The following is a 16263-nucleotide window of genomic DNA, read 5'->3' as shown; positions in this document are numbered from 1 at the left end:
TCTCGTCCTCCCCGGACGACCCCGCCCGTCACGGCATCGGCTGTGGCGGGCGGGGCCCGTGGTACTGCCCGCTCGGCCGCATCCGCAGCGGGCGCTCCTGGTACTCCTCGAGCGCGTGCGCGATCCACCCGGCCGTTCGGGCCACCGCGAAGACGGTCTCCCCGGCCTCCGGAGCCATCCCGCAGGACACCGTCAGCACCGCCAGCGCCAGGTCCACATTGGGGTACAGGCCGCCGCCGTGCCGCGCCGTCAATCCGGCCACCTCGCGCGCCGCCTCCAGGGCCGGCCCGGCCTGCGCCAGCGGCTCCAGCCGTGCGAACAGAACCGCGGCACGGGGGTCCTCGCCCGTGTACAGCCGGTGACCGAGCCCCGGTACCCGGCGCCCGGCGCGCAGGTACTCCGCGACCACCGGCGCCGCCCCGCCCCGTTCCAGCACCTCCACCAGCATCCGGTGCGCGAGCCGGCCGGCCGCGCCGTGCAGCGGTCCCTCGAGCGCGCCGAGCCCGGCCGACACCGCGGCGTACGGATGCGCGCGCGCCGACGCCGCGACCCGCACGGCCAGGGTCGAGGCGGCCAGATCGTGGTCGGTCAGCAGCCCCAGCGCCAGGTCCAGCACGGCCAGGGCGTCCGGATCGGGTTCCAGGGGGGAGAGCCGCGGCCACAGCTGCCGGGCGAGCCTGCCGTCCCCGCCCCACTGCGACGGCCCCACTTCGGGCAGGGCGCCGACCAAGGTGGGGATCAGGGAGCGCGCGGAGCCGAGCACCGCAGGCTCGGAGAGGTCGAAGCGCAGGGGGTCCGCGACCGCGGCGGCGGCGACGGCCACCCGCAGGCGGTCGACCGGACCACTGTGCGGGGGCAGCGCGGCGACCGCCCGCCGGGCCGCGGCGAGGGCGTCCGGGTGAGCGGTGAACCGGGCCCCGCGCACCAGGGTCCCCGTCCACAGCCACTCGGCGACCTCCTCGTATCGGTGCCGCGAGGCCAGCTCCACCGCGTCCACGCCGCGGAAGTAGTAGCGGTCGGACTCGATGAGCGTGAGCGAGGTGCGGACGGACAGCTCCCCGGCGGAACCTGCGGGGACGGCCGCCTCGCGCCGGCTGCGCCGGGCCAGGGCTTCCACCTCGCGGGCGTCGAAGCTGCTCCCGCGTCCCACCGGGTCGCGGCGGCTGGTGAGCTGACCGCGGCTGACGTAGGCGTAGACGGTGGCGGGCTTCACGCCGAGGAGGTGGGCCGCCTCCTGGGTGCTGAGCCTTCGCTGGCCGGACTCACCGGACTCCTCATTCATGACGCATACCTTACAGATATTGATTGAATCAATATTGACAAGGATTGAATCCATCATCGATGGTCGAGACATGAACACCACCGCCGTACCCTCCGAAACCCCCCGAGGCCTTGCGGGAGTCGTGGTCACCGACACCCGGCTCGGTGACGTCCGAGGCCGCGAGGGCTTCTACCACTACCGCCAGTACTCGGCCGTGGAGCTCGCCGAGCACCGCACCTTCGAGGACGTCTGGCACCTGATGTTCCGCGGCACGCTCCCGGCCGACGCCGCCGAACGCGCCGCTTTCGCCGCCGAGATCGCCCCGCTGCGCCGGCTCCCCGACGAGGTCCGGGACGCCCTGCCCGCGCTGGCCCGTGCCACCGCCCTCTCCGGGCCGCTCGCCGGTCTGCGCACGGCGCTCTCCCTGCTCGGCGCCGCCACCGGATTCCGCCCGGTCTACGACCTCGGCCCCGAGTGCCGGGCCGCCGACGCGCTGGCCGCCTGCGCCGCGGTACCGACCCTGCTCACCGCCCTGTACCGGCTCGGGCAGGGGCTCGAGCCGGTGGAACCCCGCGGGGACCTCCCGTACGCCGCCAACTACCTCTACATGCTGACCGGTCAGGAACCCGACCCGGTCAGGGCCCGGGCGGTCGAGCGGTACCTGATCGCGACGGTCGACCACGGTTTCAACGCCTCCACCTTCACCGCCCGCGTGATCGCCTCGACCGGCGCGGACGTCGCGGCCTGCCTCACCGGGGCGATCGGCGCGCTCTCCGGCCCGCTGCACGGCGGCGCTCCCAGCCGGGCCCTGGACACCCTGGACGCCATCGGCACGGCGGACCGGATCGACCCGTGGATCCGCGAGCGGGTGCGTGCGGGCGACCGGATCATGGGCTTCGGGCACCCGGTCTACCGCACCGAGGACCCGCGCTCGCGCATGCTGCGCGACATCGCCCGCGGCTTCGGCGGCCCGCTCGTGGACCTCGCCGTGGAGGTGGAGCGGCGCGTGGAGGAGATCCTCGCCGAGCTCAAGCCGGGCCGCGAACTGCACACCAACGTGGAGTTCTACGCGGGCGTGGTCATGGAACTGTGCGGGCTGCCGCGCGAGATGTTCACCCCGACCTTCTGCACGGCCCGGGTGGTCGGCTGGAGCGCGAACGTCCTCGAACAGGCCGCCGACTCGAAGATCATCCGCCCGGCCGCCCGCTACACCGGCCCGACCCCGCCCCATCCGGTTCCCGTCCTGCGCTGACTACCATCGGGCGGGTGAACAGCATCCCCGTCGTCGTCCTCGCCGGATTCCTCGGATCCGGCAAGACGACCGTCCTCAACCACCTCCTCGGCAACCGGGGAGGGACCCGGATCGGGGTCGTCGTCAACGACTTCGGCTCCATCGAGGTCGACGCGATGTCGGTGGCCGGCCAGGTCGGCGACTCGATGGTCTCCCTCGGGGGCGGCTGCCTGTGCTGCGCGGTGGACGGCAGCGAGCTCGACGCGTACCTGGAGAAGCTCGCCGACCCGGTCCACCGCATCGACGTGATCGTCATCGAGGCGAGCGGGCTGGCGGAGCCGCAGGAGATGGTCCGGATGCTCGTCGCCAACGAGAACCCGGCCGTCCGCTACGGCGGAATGGTGCAGATCGTCGACGCGGCGGAGTTCGACCGGACCCGGGCCGCGCACCCGGAGACCGACCGGCACCTGGCCGTCGCGGACCTGGTGGTGCTGAACAAGACCGACCGCGTCGACGCTGCCGAACGGACCCGGATCGAGCGCGCGCTCGCCGGGCTCTGCGGCCCCGGCACCCCGGTCGTCGGCGCCGACCACGGGCGGATCGACCCGGAACTGCTCTTCGACCGCCGCCCGTGGACCGAGACGCGCGGCCAGTTGTCCTTCGAGGACCTGCTGGTCCAGGCGCGCGGCCACGACGGCCACGACGGCCACGAAGGACACGACGGACACGATCACGAGGGTGATTGCGGGCGGCACGCCCACGCGGCGTACCAGAGCACGGAGTTCGTGTCCGAGCAGGCCCTCGACCCGCGCCGTCTCATGCGGTTCCTCGACCGCCGCCCGGCCGGCCTCTACCGGATCAAGGGTTCCGTCCACTTCGGCGTCCCCGGTCACCAGGAGCGCTACGAGATCCACGCGGTCGGCCGCTTCCTGCGCTTCGCCCCGCACCCCTGGGGCCGGGGCGAGCCGCGCCTGACGCAGTTGGTCCTCATCGGATCGGGTACCGACGGCCCGTCCCTGCTCCGCGAGCTGGAAGCCTGCCGCGAACCGGAGCCGCAGAACACCGGCCCGGAGAGCATGTGGGGCGTGCTGCGCTACGTCCACCGCCCGCCGGCCCCGGCCCCCGAGGCCGGCGCCGGCCCCGATCCGGAAGCCCATCCGGAAGCCGATCCGGAAGCGGACTTCGGAGCCGAAACCGATCCCGAGGACTTCTAGGAGGGCGGCCCCTCGGGTCCCGTCAGGCGACCTCGATGCCGAAGTCGCCGAGCAGGGATTCCAGGCCGCCCCGGTAGCCCTTGCCGCCGAGGACGAAGTCCCAGTCGCCGCCCGGGCGCCGCCGAAAGGAGCCGAGGACCAGGGCGGTTTCGCCGGCGCGGCCGTCGGAGACCTCCAGCTGTCCCAGCTCCCCGCCCGCGGCGTCCAGCAGCCGGATCCGGGCGTCCGTGAAGCCCGCCAGGTCCGCGTCCGGATTGACCTCCGGGTCGACCGCGGCCACGAGGACCAGCCGGTCGGCGGACTGCGGCAAAGCGTCGAAGGCGACCAGCAGCGCCGCCTTGTCGGGCGCCGCGTGCGGGTGCGTGCGTACCGAACCGTCCGGCGTGCGGGGGTTGTTGAAGAACACGAAGTGGTCCTCGCTCAGCACCCGGTTGCCCTCGCAGACCAGCGCGCACACGTCCAGCGCGACCGAGCCCGTCCAGGACATGCCGAGGATGTTGTGGTCTCTGGATGGGGGTGCGGGCTCCGCTGTGCGCTGGGTCGATACCGAGGCCGCCTGGCCGCCGCCGAGTCGGCCTCGTAGCCCGTGCTGGTGAAGCAGGCCCACGAGCGTGGCCCCGTCCACAAGTTCCAGCGGCTTGTCCGTGATGAATGCGTACGACGTAGGGCCGAAGGTCGCGGTGGTGACCAGCACCCCCTTGTTCGCCCCGCGATCCTGGACCGTGCCATACAGGTCCCGTACGGCTGTAGGCGGGACCGTGTGCCGGTACCGCTTGACCTGCACCACGATCCGGCCGCCCCGGATCGGTGTGGGGTCCAGCGCCTCGACGTCCACACCGCCGTCGCCCGACCGCTGCGTGGTCACCGCCTCCATGCCCATCGCCCGGAACAGTTCGGCGACCAGGTTCTCGAAGACGATCGGGTCCATCGCGAAGAGGTCCGGTTCGTCCGCGTCGCCCTCCGCGTGGCCGCCGTGGCTGACGACCGCGCCGACCTCCTCTGGCCGGCGCCCCGCGCGCACGGACGTCAGTTGCTCCGGCCGTGCCGACAACTGCCCGCGCAACCCCGTCACCAGGCAGTCCACCGCGCTGACCTGCTCCAGCCGCAGCCCTTCGAAGGCCGACCGGGCCGCGGACACCGTCGCGACCACCAGCTGCGCCTCCAGACCCGTCACCGGATCGTGGGCGTCCACGAAGCCGTTGACCACTACCGAGTCCAGCACGCCGAACTCGTCCGCCGCGTAAAGATCGCGTACCACCAACAGCACACACTGCGCCAGTAGGTCCCGGTACAGTGCTCGACGCTGCGTGGCCGGGCGGACCGTCTCCTTGTCTTGGTCCGTACTCGGTAGATATCGGACCGACTTGATCTCAGGCACCACCTCGTGCCGAGGCAGCTCCCAGTCGAGCACCAGTTGCCGCACCGTCTGGTCGTACGCGGCCGACACCTGCCTCGGTAGTTCCTCCGGCCAGGCCGTTGAGGCGTACAGGGCGGCCGAGAAGTAGTCCACCACGGCCTCGGCCTCACCCGCGCGGAGCCTCCCCGCCAGCTCGGTCAGTCCACCGTTGTGCGCGCGAACACCTGCGAGATACTCGGCCGCCCACCGGTCGTACTCCTGCCGGTTCTCGGTCAGTTGCCGTTGGCGGCGGGTCTCCGCCGCCTGCGCCTTCAGCGAGGCTCTCGTGAACTGGGCATGCGCCTCGCGCTCCGCTTGGGCCCGCCGGTACGAACCCAGTGCCATGCCACTGCTCTGCTGCTGAAACTGCTCGATGCGCGGCGTTGCCACCGGCTGCGCCAGGGATCCCGGATCGAACGGTTCGAGCTGCTCGCTCCGCACCAGCGAGGCCATCCGGAACGGCGCGGCCCGGCAGCCCCTGAGCAACAGGTGTTGTAACGCCGCGACTTCGGCTTCCATGGCCTCTGTACGCCGCCGTGCCTCGGCCTCGCGGTGCTGCCGGTACGCGGCCTGCTGCTCTCGCTCACCACGGGCCACGTCCCGGTCCCATGCCCGCCGACGGCGCTCCGCCTCGCGTTGCTGAATCACCTGCGTTCGCTGCTGCCTGCGCTGCGCCTCGGCCCAATCCCCGATCATCCCGCTCGACCGACGGCTCATCAGCATTCCCCCGACCCCCACCGCAAGCACCAACGGGAAAACACTAGTCGCCATTCGGGTGGTACGTCCCCAGGACGTACCACCCGAATGACGTCGTACCTCCTACAGCGCGGCCCCCGCCAGTGCCGCGACGGCGGCCGGCAGTGCCGTACCCGAACCGTCCCGGCGCGGGTCCACGGCGAGCAGTTCCGCCGGGGTCCCGTTCGCCGCGGCCGCGCGGGCCGGCGAGCCGCCCGCCCAGGCCAGGACGAGCAGGTCCTCGCCCTTGAGGAAGCGCTGGCAGCGCACGCCGCCGGTGGCCCGGCCCTTGCGCGGGTACTGGTCGAACGGGGTCAGCTTCCCGGACAGCATCGAGTCGTCCAGCGTCCCCTGCGAGCCCGCCACCGTGAACACGACCGCGTCGCGCGCCGGGTCCACCGCCGAGAAGTGGATCACCTTGGCGTCGTCCGCGAGCTTGATGCCCGCCATGCCGCCCGCCGGGCGGCCCTGCGGGCGGACCTGGGCCGCCGGATAGCGCAGCAACTGCGCGTCGTCGGTGATGAAGACCAGGTCCTCCTCGCCCGTGCGCAGCTCGACCGCGCCGATGATCCGGTCGCCGTCCTTGAGCGTGATGACCTCGAGCTCGTCCTTGTTCGCCGGGTAGTCCGGCACCACCCGCTTGACCACGCCCTGCTCGGTGCCGAGCGCCAGGCCCTGCCCCGATTCGTCCAGCGAGGTCAGGCAGACGACCTTCTCGTCCGCCTCCAGCCCGGAGAGGAACTCCGAGACCGGGGCGCCGCCCGCCAGGTTCGGCGCGGCGTGGGTGTCCGGCAGCTGCGGCAGATCGATCACCGACAGCCGCAGGAGCCGCCCGTACGAGGTCACCACGCCGATGTCGGCCCGCGCGGTCGCCGCGACCTGTGAGACGACCAGGTCGTGCTTGGCGCGGGCGCCGCCCTCCTCCTCGGGGAGCGGGTCGGCGTTCGGCGTGCGGGCCAGCAGACCGGTGGAGGAGAGCAGCACCCGGCACGGGGTGTCCGCGACCTCAAGCGGTACCGCCGCGACCGGCGTCCCCGCCGACTCCAGCAGCACCGTACGCCGCTCCGTGCCGAACTTCTTGGAGACCGCGGCCAGTTCGGCGGAGACCAGCTTGCGCAGCTCGGTGTCGGAGTCCAGGATCCCGGTCAGCTCGTCGATCTCGCCGGCCAGCCGGTCGCGCTCGGACTCCAGCTCGATCCGGTCGAAGCGGGTGAGCCGGCGCAGCGGGGTGTCCAGGATGTACTGGGTCTGGATCTCGCTCAGGGAGAAGCGCTCCATCAGGCGTTCCTTGGCCTGGGCGGAGTTGTCGCTGTCCCGGATGATCCGGATGACCTCGTCGATGTCGACCAGGGCCACAAGCAGGCCCTCGACCAGGTGCAGCCGGTCGCGGCGCTTGCCCCGGCGGAACTCGCTGCGGCGCCGCACGACCTCGAAGCGGTGGTCGAGGTAGACCTCCAGCAGCTCCTTGAGGCCCAGCGTCAGCGGCTGTCCGTCGACCAGCGCGACGTTGTTGATGCCGAAGGACTCCTCCATCGGCGTCAGCTTGTACAGCTGCTCGAGCACGGCCTCGGGGTGGAAACCGTTCTTGATCTCGATGACCAGGCGCAGGCCGTGCGAGCGGTCGGTGAGGTCCTTGACGTCCGCGATGCCTTGGAGCTTCTTCGCGCCGACCAGGTCCTTGATCTTCGCGATGACCTTCTCGGGGCCGACCGTGAAGGGCAGTTCGGTGACGACCAGGCCCTTGCGGCGCGGGGTCACGTCCTCCAGGGCCACGGTCGCGCGGATCTTGAAGGTGCCGCGGCCGTTCTCGTAGGCGTCCTTGATGCCCGCGAGGCCCACGATCCGGCCGCCGGTGGGCAGGTCGGGACCCGGCACGAAGCGCATCAGCGCCTCCAGGTCCGCCTCCGGGTAGCGGATCAGGTGGCGGGCGGCCGCGATGACCTCGCCGAGGTTGTGCGGCGCCATGTTGGTGGCCATGCCGACCGCGATTCCGGACGCGCCGTTGACCAGCAGGTTCGGGTACGCCGCGGGCAGTACGACGGGCTCCTGCTCCTGGCCGTCGTAGTTCGCGTTGAAGTCGACCGTGTTCTCGTCGATCGACTCCGTCATCAGCGAGGCGGCGTCGGCCATCCTGGACTCGGTGTAACGCATCGCGGCCGGCGGGTCGTCGTTGCCGAGCGAGCCAAAGTTGCCGTGGCCGTCCACCAGGGGGAGGCGCATGGAGAAGGGCTGTGCCATGCGGACGAGCGCGTCGTAGATCGACGCGTCGCCGTGCGGGTGGAGCTTGCCCATGACCTCGCCGACGACACGGGCGCACTTCACGTACCCGCGGTCGGGGCGCAGGCCCATCTCGTTCATCTGGTAGACGATGCGCCGGTGCACCGGCTTCATGCCGTCGCGTGCGTCGGGCAGGGCGCGGGAGTAGATCACCGAGTACGCGTACTCGAGGAAGGAGCCCTGCATTTCGTCGACGACGTCGATGTCGAGGATCTTCTCCTCGAAATCCTCCGGCGGCGGGGTCTTCGTGCTGCGGCGGGCCATCGCTGCGCGGCTCCTTAACCAAGAATCGGGATGAGCTGGGCTCTCAGGGGGCGGGGCTGGTGCTCCGTACGAGTCTCGTACGGAGGTGGTGCGCGGGTGCACCCGGGTCCGGCGGGGGCCGGGCGGCGGGGGCCGGGCGGTGCTCTGGGCGGGGTCTGGCTGGGATTCGTACACGGGTGACGCGGACCATTGTGGCCCGAGGCACCGACAACGCCGACTCCGACCCAGGAGTGGGCCGGGAACTTCTCCGGTCGCCGACGCGCTTGCATACAGTGGCAGGTCTGACAGGAATCTCTGCATCGCGATCGAAGGGACCACATGCCCATGGGTCACACGGCCACAGCCCAGGCCGGCTCCGGCGGCCTCACAGCGACCGAGCACAGGCTGGCCAACGGCCTGCGCGTGGTGCTGTCCGAGGACCACCTGACCCCGGTCGCCGCGGTCTGCCTCTGGTACGACGTCGGCTCGCGCCACGAAGTCAAGGGGCGTACCGGCCTGGCTCACCTCTTCGAGCACCTGATGTTCCAGGGCTCGGCGAACGTCTCCGGCAACGACCACTTCGAGCTGGTCCAGGGCGCCGGCGGTTCCCTCAACGGCACCACCAGCTTCGAGCGCACCAACTACTTCGAGACGATGCCGACGCACCAGCTGGAGCTCGCGCTCTGGCTGGAGGCGGACCGGATGGGCTCGCTGCTGGCCGCCCTGGACGAGGAGTCCATGGAGAACCAGCGCGACGTCGTCAAGAACGAGCGCCGCCAGCGGTACGACAACGTCCCGTACGGCACGGCCTTCGAGAGGCTGACAGCCCTGGCGTACCCGGACGGCCACCCGTACCACCACACCCCGATCGGCTCGATGGCCGACCTGGACGCCGCGTCCCTGGAGGACGCGCGCACGTTCTTCCGCACGTACTACGCGCCCAACAACGCGGTGCTGTCGGTCGTCGGCGACATCGACCCGGAGCGGACGCTCGCCTGGATCGAGAAGTACTTCGGCACCATTCCCGCCCACGACGGCAAGCAGCCGCCGCGCGACGGCTCGCTCCCCGACATCATGGGCGAGCAGCTGCGCGAGGAGATCGTCGAAGAGGTCCCGGCCCGCGCGCTGATGGCCGCCTACCGGCTCCCGCACGACGGCACCCGCGCGTGCGACGCCGCCGACGTGGCGCTGACCATCCTCGGCAGCGGAGACTCCTCCCGCCTGCACAACCGCCTGGTGCGGCGCGACCAGAGCGCCGTCGCGGCCGGCTTCGGGATGCTGCGCCTGGCCGGCGCCCCCTCCCTCGGCTGGCTGGACGTCAAGACCTCGAGCGGGGTCGACGTGCCCGACATCGAGGCCGCCGTCGACGAGGAGCTCGCGCGGTTCGCCGCCGAGGGCCCGACGGCGGAGGAGATGGAGCGCGCGCAGGCCCAGCTCGAGCGCGAGTGGCTGGACCGGCTGAGCACGGTCTCCGGCCGCGCCGACGAACTGTGCCGCTTCGCGGTGCTGTTCGGCGACCCGCAGCTGGCCCTGACCGCCGTCCAGCGCGTCCTCGACGTCACCGCCGAGGAGGTGCAGGCCGTGGCCGCGGCCCGCCTGCGCCCGGACAACCGCGCGGTGCTCGTGTACGAGCCGATCGCGGCGGACGAGACCGACGGGTCGCACGACACCGACGAGAGCGCCGGGAACGGCGACGAGAACGAAGGGGCGGAGCAGTGAGCGACACCGCAGCCGTCACGATGACCTTCCACCCGCGCCCCCAGGCCGGCGAGCCGCAGCCGTGGGCCTTCCCGGCCCCCGACCGCACGGTCCTGGCCAACGGCCTGACCCTGCTGCGCTGCCACCGCCCCGGGCAGCAGGTCGTCGCGGTCGAGATCAACCTCGCCGCCCCGCTGGACGCCGAGCCCGAGGGCCTCGACGGCGTGGCCACCATCATGGCCCGCGCGCTGGCCGAGGGCACCGACAAGCATTCCGCCGAGGAGTTCGCGGCCGAGCTGGACCGCTGCGGGGCCACCCTCGACGCGCACGCCGACCACCCGGGCCTGCGGGTCTCCCTGGAGGTCCCCGCGTCGCGGCTGCACAAGGCGCTCGGCCTGGTCGCCGAGGCGCTGCGCGCGCCGGCCTTCGCCGACGCCGAGGTCGACCGCCTGGTGCGCAACCGGCTCGACGAGATCCCGCACGAGCTGGCCAACCCCCAGCGCCGCGCCGCCAAGCAGCTCTCGCAGGAGCTGTTCCCGGCGACCCTGCGGATGTCCCGCCCCCGCCAGGGCACCGAGGACACGGTCTCCCGCATCGACTCCGGCGCCGTACGGGCCTTCTACGACGCCCATGTACGCCCCGCCACCGCCACCGCGGTGGTCGTCGGCGACCTGACCGGCATCGACCTCGACGCCGTCCTCGCGGACACCCTGGGCGCCTGGACCGGTGACACCACCGAACCGCGCCCGGTCACGCCGGTCACCGCCGACGACACCGGCCGCGTGGTCATCGTGGACCGGCCCGGCGCGGTACAGACCCAGTTGCTGATCGGCCGCATCGGGCCGGACCGGCACGACCGCGTCTGGGCGCCCCAGGTGCTCGGCACGTACTGCCTGGGCGGCACCCTCACCTCGCGCCTGGACAAGGTGCTGCGCGAGGAGAAGGGGTACACGTACGGCGTGCGCGCCTTCGGTCAGGTGCTGCGCTCCACCGCCGACGGCAAGGGCGCCTCGATGCTCGCCATCAGCGGCTCGGTGGACACCCCGAACACCGGCCCGGCGCTGGACGACCTCTGGAAGGTGCTGCGCACCCTCGCGGAGGGCGGCCTGACCGATGCCGAACGGGACGTGGCGGTACAGAACTTGGTGGGCGTGGCCCCGCTGAAGTTCGAGACGGCCGCCTCGGTCGCCGGCACCCTCGCCGACCAGGTCGAGCAGGAGCTGCCGGACGACTACCAGGCGCAGTTGTACGCGCGGCTCGCCGAAACCGGGACGGTGGAGGCCACTTCGGCGGTCGTCAGCGCGTTCCCGGTGAACCGCCTGGTCACGGTCCTGGTGGGCGACGCCTCGCAGATCGAGGAGCCGGTGCGCGCCCTCGGTATCGGCGAGGTGACCGTGGTGACCAACTGAGCGGACACCCAAGGGGTTCCGGCGACTTGTTCGCTGGAACCCCTTTTGTCCGTTTAGTGGTGTGGTTGCTTGTATGCGGTGTGGCGAACGCAACAAAAAGGCGCGTCTGTTTGGCGATTGACTGATGATCCGCCTAGCGTCAGGCGTGCTGTCCGTCAGTGGTAACCGCCGCACCCGCGGCACCGGGCAGCGATCGCCGAGTCCCCGTCAGGCGCGAGCCTGGGGAGCCGGGGACCCACATGTGTCCCTGGGGTGAATCGGGCCGCCTCGCAAGTGGAGGCCCGTAGGAGACCTTCCTGCTCCGAACCCGTCAGCTAACCCGGTAGGCGAGAGGGAAGGAAAGGATCAACCCCTTCATGGCGTTTGGCAGTCGTACCGCCGGGTCCGGCAAGCACCGCGGTTCCAGTCGTCTGAGCCGCAGGACCGCCGGTTACGCCGGCATCGCGGCCCTCGCCACCACGGGCGTCGTCGGCTCCCTGGCCGGCCCCGCGTTCGCCGCGGACCATGCCCCCTCCGTCGAGGACACCGGCATGAACACCATCGTCGTGGCCGACGGGCTCGAGGGCGAGATCGAGGCCCAGGCCGCCTCCCAGCAGCGTGCCGCCGAGGCCGCCGCCGCCAAGGCGCAGGCCGAGGCCGACGCGAAGCAGCGGGCGGCAGAGGCCAAGGTGAAGGCCGAGGCGCGTGCCAAGGCCGAGCGCGAGGCCGCCGAGCGTGCGGCCCGCGAGGAGGAGCGCAAGCGCCTCAACACCTTCGTGTCCCCCGTCGCGGAGTCCTACGTCAGCACCCAGTACCACGCGGGCGGCGGCATGTGGTCCTCCGGCAGCCACACCGGCATCGACTTCCACGCCGCCTCCGGCACCGAGGTCCACGCGGTCGGCATGGGCACCGTGGTCGAGGCGGGCTGGGGCGGCGCGTACGGCAACAACATCGTCATCAAGCACGCCGACGGCACGTACACCCAGTACGGCCACATGAGCTCGCTGAGCGTCTCCGTCGGCCAGCAGGTCACCCCGGGCCAGAAGATCGGCCTGTCGGGCTCCACGGGCAACTCCAGCGGCCCGCACCTGCACTTCGAAGCCCGCACCGGCGCCGACTACGGCTCGGACATCGACCCGGTCGCGTACCTGCGCTCGCACGGCGTCAACGTCTGACCGGTCCGCACCCGGTCCGCACCACCGGGCCCGGCGGTACGCCGTCCGGCCGACCACCGCACCGCGCGTCTTCCCCGAAGGCCCCGGCTCTCCTGAGCCGGGGCCTTCGTGCGTCGGTCCCCGCGGATCGCCTTCGAGGCGGGCCCCGGACGCGTGGGAATGTTTCGTATTTCCGGCCGTCCTCGGAAATTATCGTGTGTTGCAATAGAATCGCAGCGCGCACAGTCATACGAAAAAGGCGGAGGTCCGGTCTTGCGTATTCCCGCGCACACGGTATGCACAGCAATTCGCGACGACATCGTCTCCGGCGTGTTCGGGCCCGGCGCCCGGCTGACCGAAGAGGTGCTGGCCCGCCGGTACGGAGTCTCGCGCGTCCCGGTGCGCGAGGCACTGCGCACGCTGGAGTCGGAGGGCTTCGTCACCACCCGGCGGCACGCGGGCGCGTGCGTGGCCGAGCCGACCGAGCGGGAGGCCGCGGACCTCCTCGAGCTGCGGATGCTGCTGGAGCCGCTGGCGGCCGCCCGTGCGGCCCGACGGCGCAGCGAGGGCCACCTCAAAGTGCTCCGGGGGCTGGTCAGGCTGGGCCAGGAGCGGGCCAAGAGGGGGCAGGGGGAGGACCTGCGCTCCCTGGGCGGCTGGTTCCACGAGACGCTCGCCCAGGCCTCCGACAGTCCCGGCCTGATCGCGCTGCTCACCCAGATGCGGCACAAGGTGGCCTGGATGTACGTGGTGGACGCCCCGGTGCGGCCCGTGGAGTCCTGGGCGGAGCACGGCGCGATCGTGGACGCGGTGACGCGGGGCGACGCGGAGCGGGCCCGGGCGCTGACCGCGGTCCACGTGGACCGGGCGGCCGGGGCGCACCGGCTCCGGGTGAGGACTCCGCAACCTGCCGTAAACACGGCGAGCGGTCCGCATTAACAAACCCCGTATACAAAGGTCTGGTATTCGCGCGGCGGCCGCCGATATCGGGACGGTGCAATTCGTGTGCGCGCGGCCGGCCTGCTATCGGAATTCGCTTGCGTATTTCCGGGCGAGCCGGCCGTTGTGGTGCCGGCTTGTCGTGACCTGAATACCGGGCCGCCGATTACCCCGCCGCTGGCCGCCCCGCCGCTCGCCGCCTCGAGCCCCGTATCTCCCCTCCGTATCTCCGTCGCGCTCTCCGGCCGCCGCTCCCCGCGGGGCGGAGCGCGAAGAAGCCGTTGCCCCCGACGCGGTCGGGGGCAACGGCTTCGCCGTGCGGGTCGTGCGGGTCGTACGGGTCGAACCCGAAGGGTCAGACGGTCTCGGGGAGCTCGTCGAGGCCCTCGGCGACCAGCTTCGCGAGCCGGTCCAGCGCGGCCTCGGCACCCTCGGCCTCGGACGTGAGGACGATCTCCTCGCCGCCCTGGGCGCCCAGGCCCAGGACCGCCAGCATGGAGGCGGCGTTGACGGGGTCGCCGCCGGCCTTCGCGATGGTCACCGGGACGCCGGAAGCGGTCGTCGCGCGGACGAAGATCGAGGCGGGACGAGCGTGCAGGCCCTCGGCCCACCCGACGTTGACGCGGCGCTCTGCCATGGTGATGCCCTTCAGGTTCTTACGGTTGTCTAGACCAGTCTCTCACGACGTCCGGAATGGTAGAACCGACCTTCGGCCCGGATTTCCCGCCGTTCGGCCTGTCTCAGCTTGCCCTGATCCGGCATGGCTTGTCCGATGCGCCGCGCCCGGGCCACTCGAACCGTGCACGCCCTAAGGTGGCCCCATGACCACCGAGTCGGACCCCTCGTACCCGGACCACTGGGAAGCGGACGTCGTCCTGCGCGACGGCGGAACCGCCCGGATCCGGCCCATCACCACCGACGACGCCGGCCGGCTGGTCAGCTTCTACGAACAGGTCTCCGACGAGTCGAAGTACTACCGGTTCTTCGCCCCCTACCCCCGCCTCTCCGCCCGCGACGTGCGCCGCTTCACGCACCACGACTACGTGGACCGCGTCGGCCTCGCCGCGACGATCGGCGGCGAGTTCATCGCCACCGTCCGCTTCGACCGGATCGACTCCGACGGGCGGTCGGCCACCGGGCCCTCCGACGAGGCCGAGGTCGCCTTCCTCGTCCAGGACGCCCACCAGGGGCGCGGCGTGGCCTCCGCCCTGCTCGAACACATCGGCGCGGTGGCGCGCGAGCGCGGAATCCGCCGCTTCGTCGCCGAGGTGCTGCCCGCCAACACCAAGATGATCAAGGTGTTCACGGACGTCGGCTACCAGCAGAAGCGCAGCTTCGAGGACGGCTCCGTCCACCTCACTCTCGACCTCGAACCCACCGCCGAGTCCCTGGCCGTCCAGCGTGCCCGTGAACAGCGCGCCGAAGCCCGCTCCGTGCAGCGGCTCCTCGCCCCCGGATCCGTGGCCGTGATCGGAGTCAGCCGCTCCGGCGGGGGAGTGGGCGCGGCCGCCCTGCGCAACCTGCGCGACAGCGGCTTCCACGGCCACCTCTACGCCGTCAACGAGGCGACCGGCGCCGACCTGCTGGACGGCGTACGGGCCTACCGCGCGGTCGGCGACATCGGCGCCCCGGTGGACCTCGCGGTGATCGCGGTCCCGGCGGACCGGGTCCCGGAGGCCGTGGCCGCCTGCGGCGAACACGGGGTGCAGGGCCTGGTGGTGCTGTCCGCCGGCTACGGGGAGAGCGGCGCCGAAGGCCTGGCCCGCCAGCGCGAACTGGTGCGGCAGGTGCGCTCGTACGGGATGCGGCTCATCGGCCCCAACGCCTTCGGGGTGATCAACACCGCGCCCGAGGTGGAGCTGAACGCCTCGCTCGCCCCCGCCCCGGCCCCCGTGCGGGGACGGGTCGGCCTGTTCACCCAGTCCGGAGCGATCGGCATCGCGCTGCTCTCGGGGCTGCTGCGGCGCGGGGAAGGGCTGTCGTCCTTCGTCTCCGCCGGGAACCGGGCGGACGTCTCGGGCAACGACATCCTGCAGTACTGGTACGACGACGAGGCGACCGACGTCGCGCTGATGTACCTGGAGACCCTGGGCAACCCGCGGAAGTTCACCCGGCTCGCCCGGCGCACGGCCGCCGTCAAGCCGGTGGTCGTCGCCAAGGGCGGCCGCCACACCCCCGCCGGACACGTGGTCCCCGGCACCCGGCTGCCCGAGGCGACGGTGTCGGCGCTGCTGCGCCAGGCCGGCGTGATCAGGGTCGACACGGTGACGGAGCTGGTGGACGTCGGCCTGCTGCTGGCCTCCCAGCCCCTGCCGGCCGGTCCCCGGGTGGCGATCCTCGGGAACTCCGAGTCGCTCGGGGTGCTCACCTACGACGCCTGCCTCACGGAGGGGCTGCGCCCGCTCCCACCGCTGGACCTGACGACGGCGGCTTCGCCGGAGGACTTCCGTGCGGCGGTCGCCGCGGCGCTGGCCTCGCCGGACAACGACGCCCTGGTCGTCACCGCGATCCCCTGGGTGAGCGAGCACGCGCTGGCGGACGACCTGGCGGAGGCCCTGCGCGCGGCGGCCCGGGAGCACCCGGGCAAGCCGGTGGCCGTGGTCCACGTGGAGCTGGGCGCCCTGGCCGAGGCCCTCTCGGCGGTGACCGGCCCGGCGGCGCCGCCCGGAGCGGTCACCACCGCGCGCACGGCGGCGACGACGCCGACGGGCCCTCCCGCGGCCGCGG

Annotated in this window: 11 protein-coding genes and 1 riboswitch; of the genes, 7 read left to right on the top strand and 4 right to left on the bottom strand. The window is 72.2% G+C overall.

Annotation, left to right across the window (positions count from 1 at the left end):
- Positions 1–28 precede the first annotated feature (28 nt).
- Positions 29–1282, bottom strand: coding sequence for a citrate synthase family protein (locus ABZY44_RS17230; protein WP_356654530.1), 1254 nt, complete (start codon positions 1280–1282; stop codon positions 29–31).
- A gap of 70 nt (positions 1283–1352) precedes the next feature.
- Here ABZY44_RS17230 and ABZY44_RS17225 point away from each other — a divergent pair, with 70 nt between their 5' ends.
- Both ABZY44_RS17225 and ABZY44_RS17220 read left to right on the top strand, forming a co-directional pair.
- Entirely contained in the window at positions 1353–2513 is a 1161-nt protein-coding gene (locus ABZY44_RS17225) for a citrate synthase (protein WP_356654528.1), read from the top strand.
- 14 nt (positions 2514–2527) lie between these two features.
- Positions 2528–3706, top strand: coding sequence for a GTP-binding protein (locus ABZY44_RS17220; protein WP_356654526.1), 1179 nt, complete (start codon positions 2528–2530; stop codon positions 3704–3706).
- Between the two features lie 22 nt (positions 3707–3728).
- On the opposite strand, the gene ABZY44_RS17215 is transcribed toward ABZY44_RS17220, so the two are convergent.
- Both ABZY44_RS17215 and ABZY44_RS17210 read right to left on the bottom strand, forming a co-directional pair.
- Complete coding sequence (locus ABZY44_RS17215) at positions 3729–5819, bottom strand: restriction endonuclease (RefSeq protein WP_356654524.1); 2091 nt, start codon at positions 5817–5819, stop codon at positions 3729–3731.
- A 102-nt stretch (positions 5820–5921) separates the two neighbouring features.
- Positions 5922–8378: a DNA topoisomerase IV subunit A gene (locus ABZY44_RS17210; RefSeq protein ID WP_356654522.1), complete on the bottom strand. Its 2457-nt coding sequence runs from the start codon at positions 8376–8378 to the stop codon at positions 5922–5924.
- A gap of 324 nt (positions 8379–8702) precedes the next feature.
- Between ABZY44_RS17210 and ABZY44_RS17205 the strand changes: the two genes are divergently transcribed.
- From ABZY44_RS17205 to ABZY44_RS17190, 4 genes are all read left to right on the top strand, one after another.
- Positions 8703–10076 (top strand): pitrilysin family protein, encoded by a 1374-nt coding sequence (locus ABZY44_RS17205; protein WP_356654520.1) that lies wholly within the window; start codon positions 8703–8705, stop codon positions 10074–10076.
- Between the two features lie 20 nt (positions 10077–10096).
- Positions 10097–11464, top strand: coding sequence for a pitrilysin family protein (locus tag ABZY44_RS17200; RefSeq protein ID WP_356654605.1), 1368 nt, complete (start codon positions 10097–10099; stop codon positions 11462–11464).
- Positions 11465–11648: 184 nt separating this feature from the next.
- A riboswitch (cyclic di-AMP (ydaO/yuaA leader) is annotated at positions 11649–11808 on the top strand.
- A gap of 12 nt (positions 11809–11820) precedes the next feature.
- Positions 11821–12618 (top strand): M23 family metallopeptidase, encoded by a 798-nt coding sequence (locus ABZY44_RS17195; RefSeq protein ID WP_356654518.1) that lies wholly within the window; start codon positions 11821–11823, stop codon positions 12616–12618.
- A gap of 252 nt (positions 12619–12870) precedes the next feature.
- Positions 12871–13536: a GntR family transcriptional regulator gene (locus ABZY44_RS17190; RefSeq protein WP_356654516.1), complete on the top strand. Its 666-nt coding sequence runs from the start codon at positions 12871–12873 to the stop codon at positions 13534–13536.
- A gap of 355 nt (positions 13537–13891) precedes the next feature.
- On the opposite strand, the gene ABZY44_RS17185 is transcribed toward ABZY44_RS17190, so the two are convergent.
- On the bottom strand, positions 13892–14173 hold the full coding sequence (locus ABZY44_RS17185; protein WP_356654514.1) for an HPr family phosphocarrier protein: 282 nt from the start codon (positions 14171–14173) through the stop codon (positions 13892–13894).
- A 184-nt stretch (positions 14174–14357) separates the two neighbouring features.
- Between ABZY44_RS17185 and ABZY44_RS17180 the strand changes: the two genes are divergently transcribed.
- Positions 14358–16263: GNAT family N-acetyltransferase (locus ABZY44_RS17180; protein WP_356654512.1), on the top strand; the 1906-nt coding region annotated here is incomplete at its 3' end.

The sequence above is a fragment of the Streptomyces sp. NPDC006544 genome, from assembly GCF_040611715.1.
Lineage (GTDB): Bacteria > Actinomycetota > Actinomycetes > Streptomycetales > Streptomycetaceae > Streptomyces.
The sequence above is the reverse complement of the archived record's forward strand: the minus strand, read 5'-3'. Positions and strand labels throughout refer to the sequence as shown.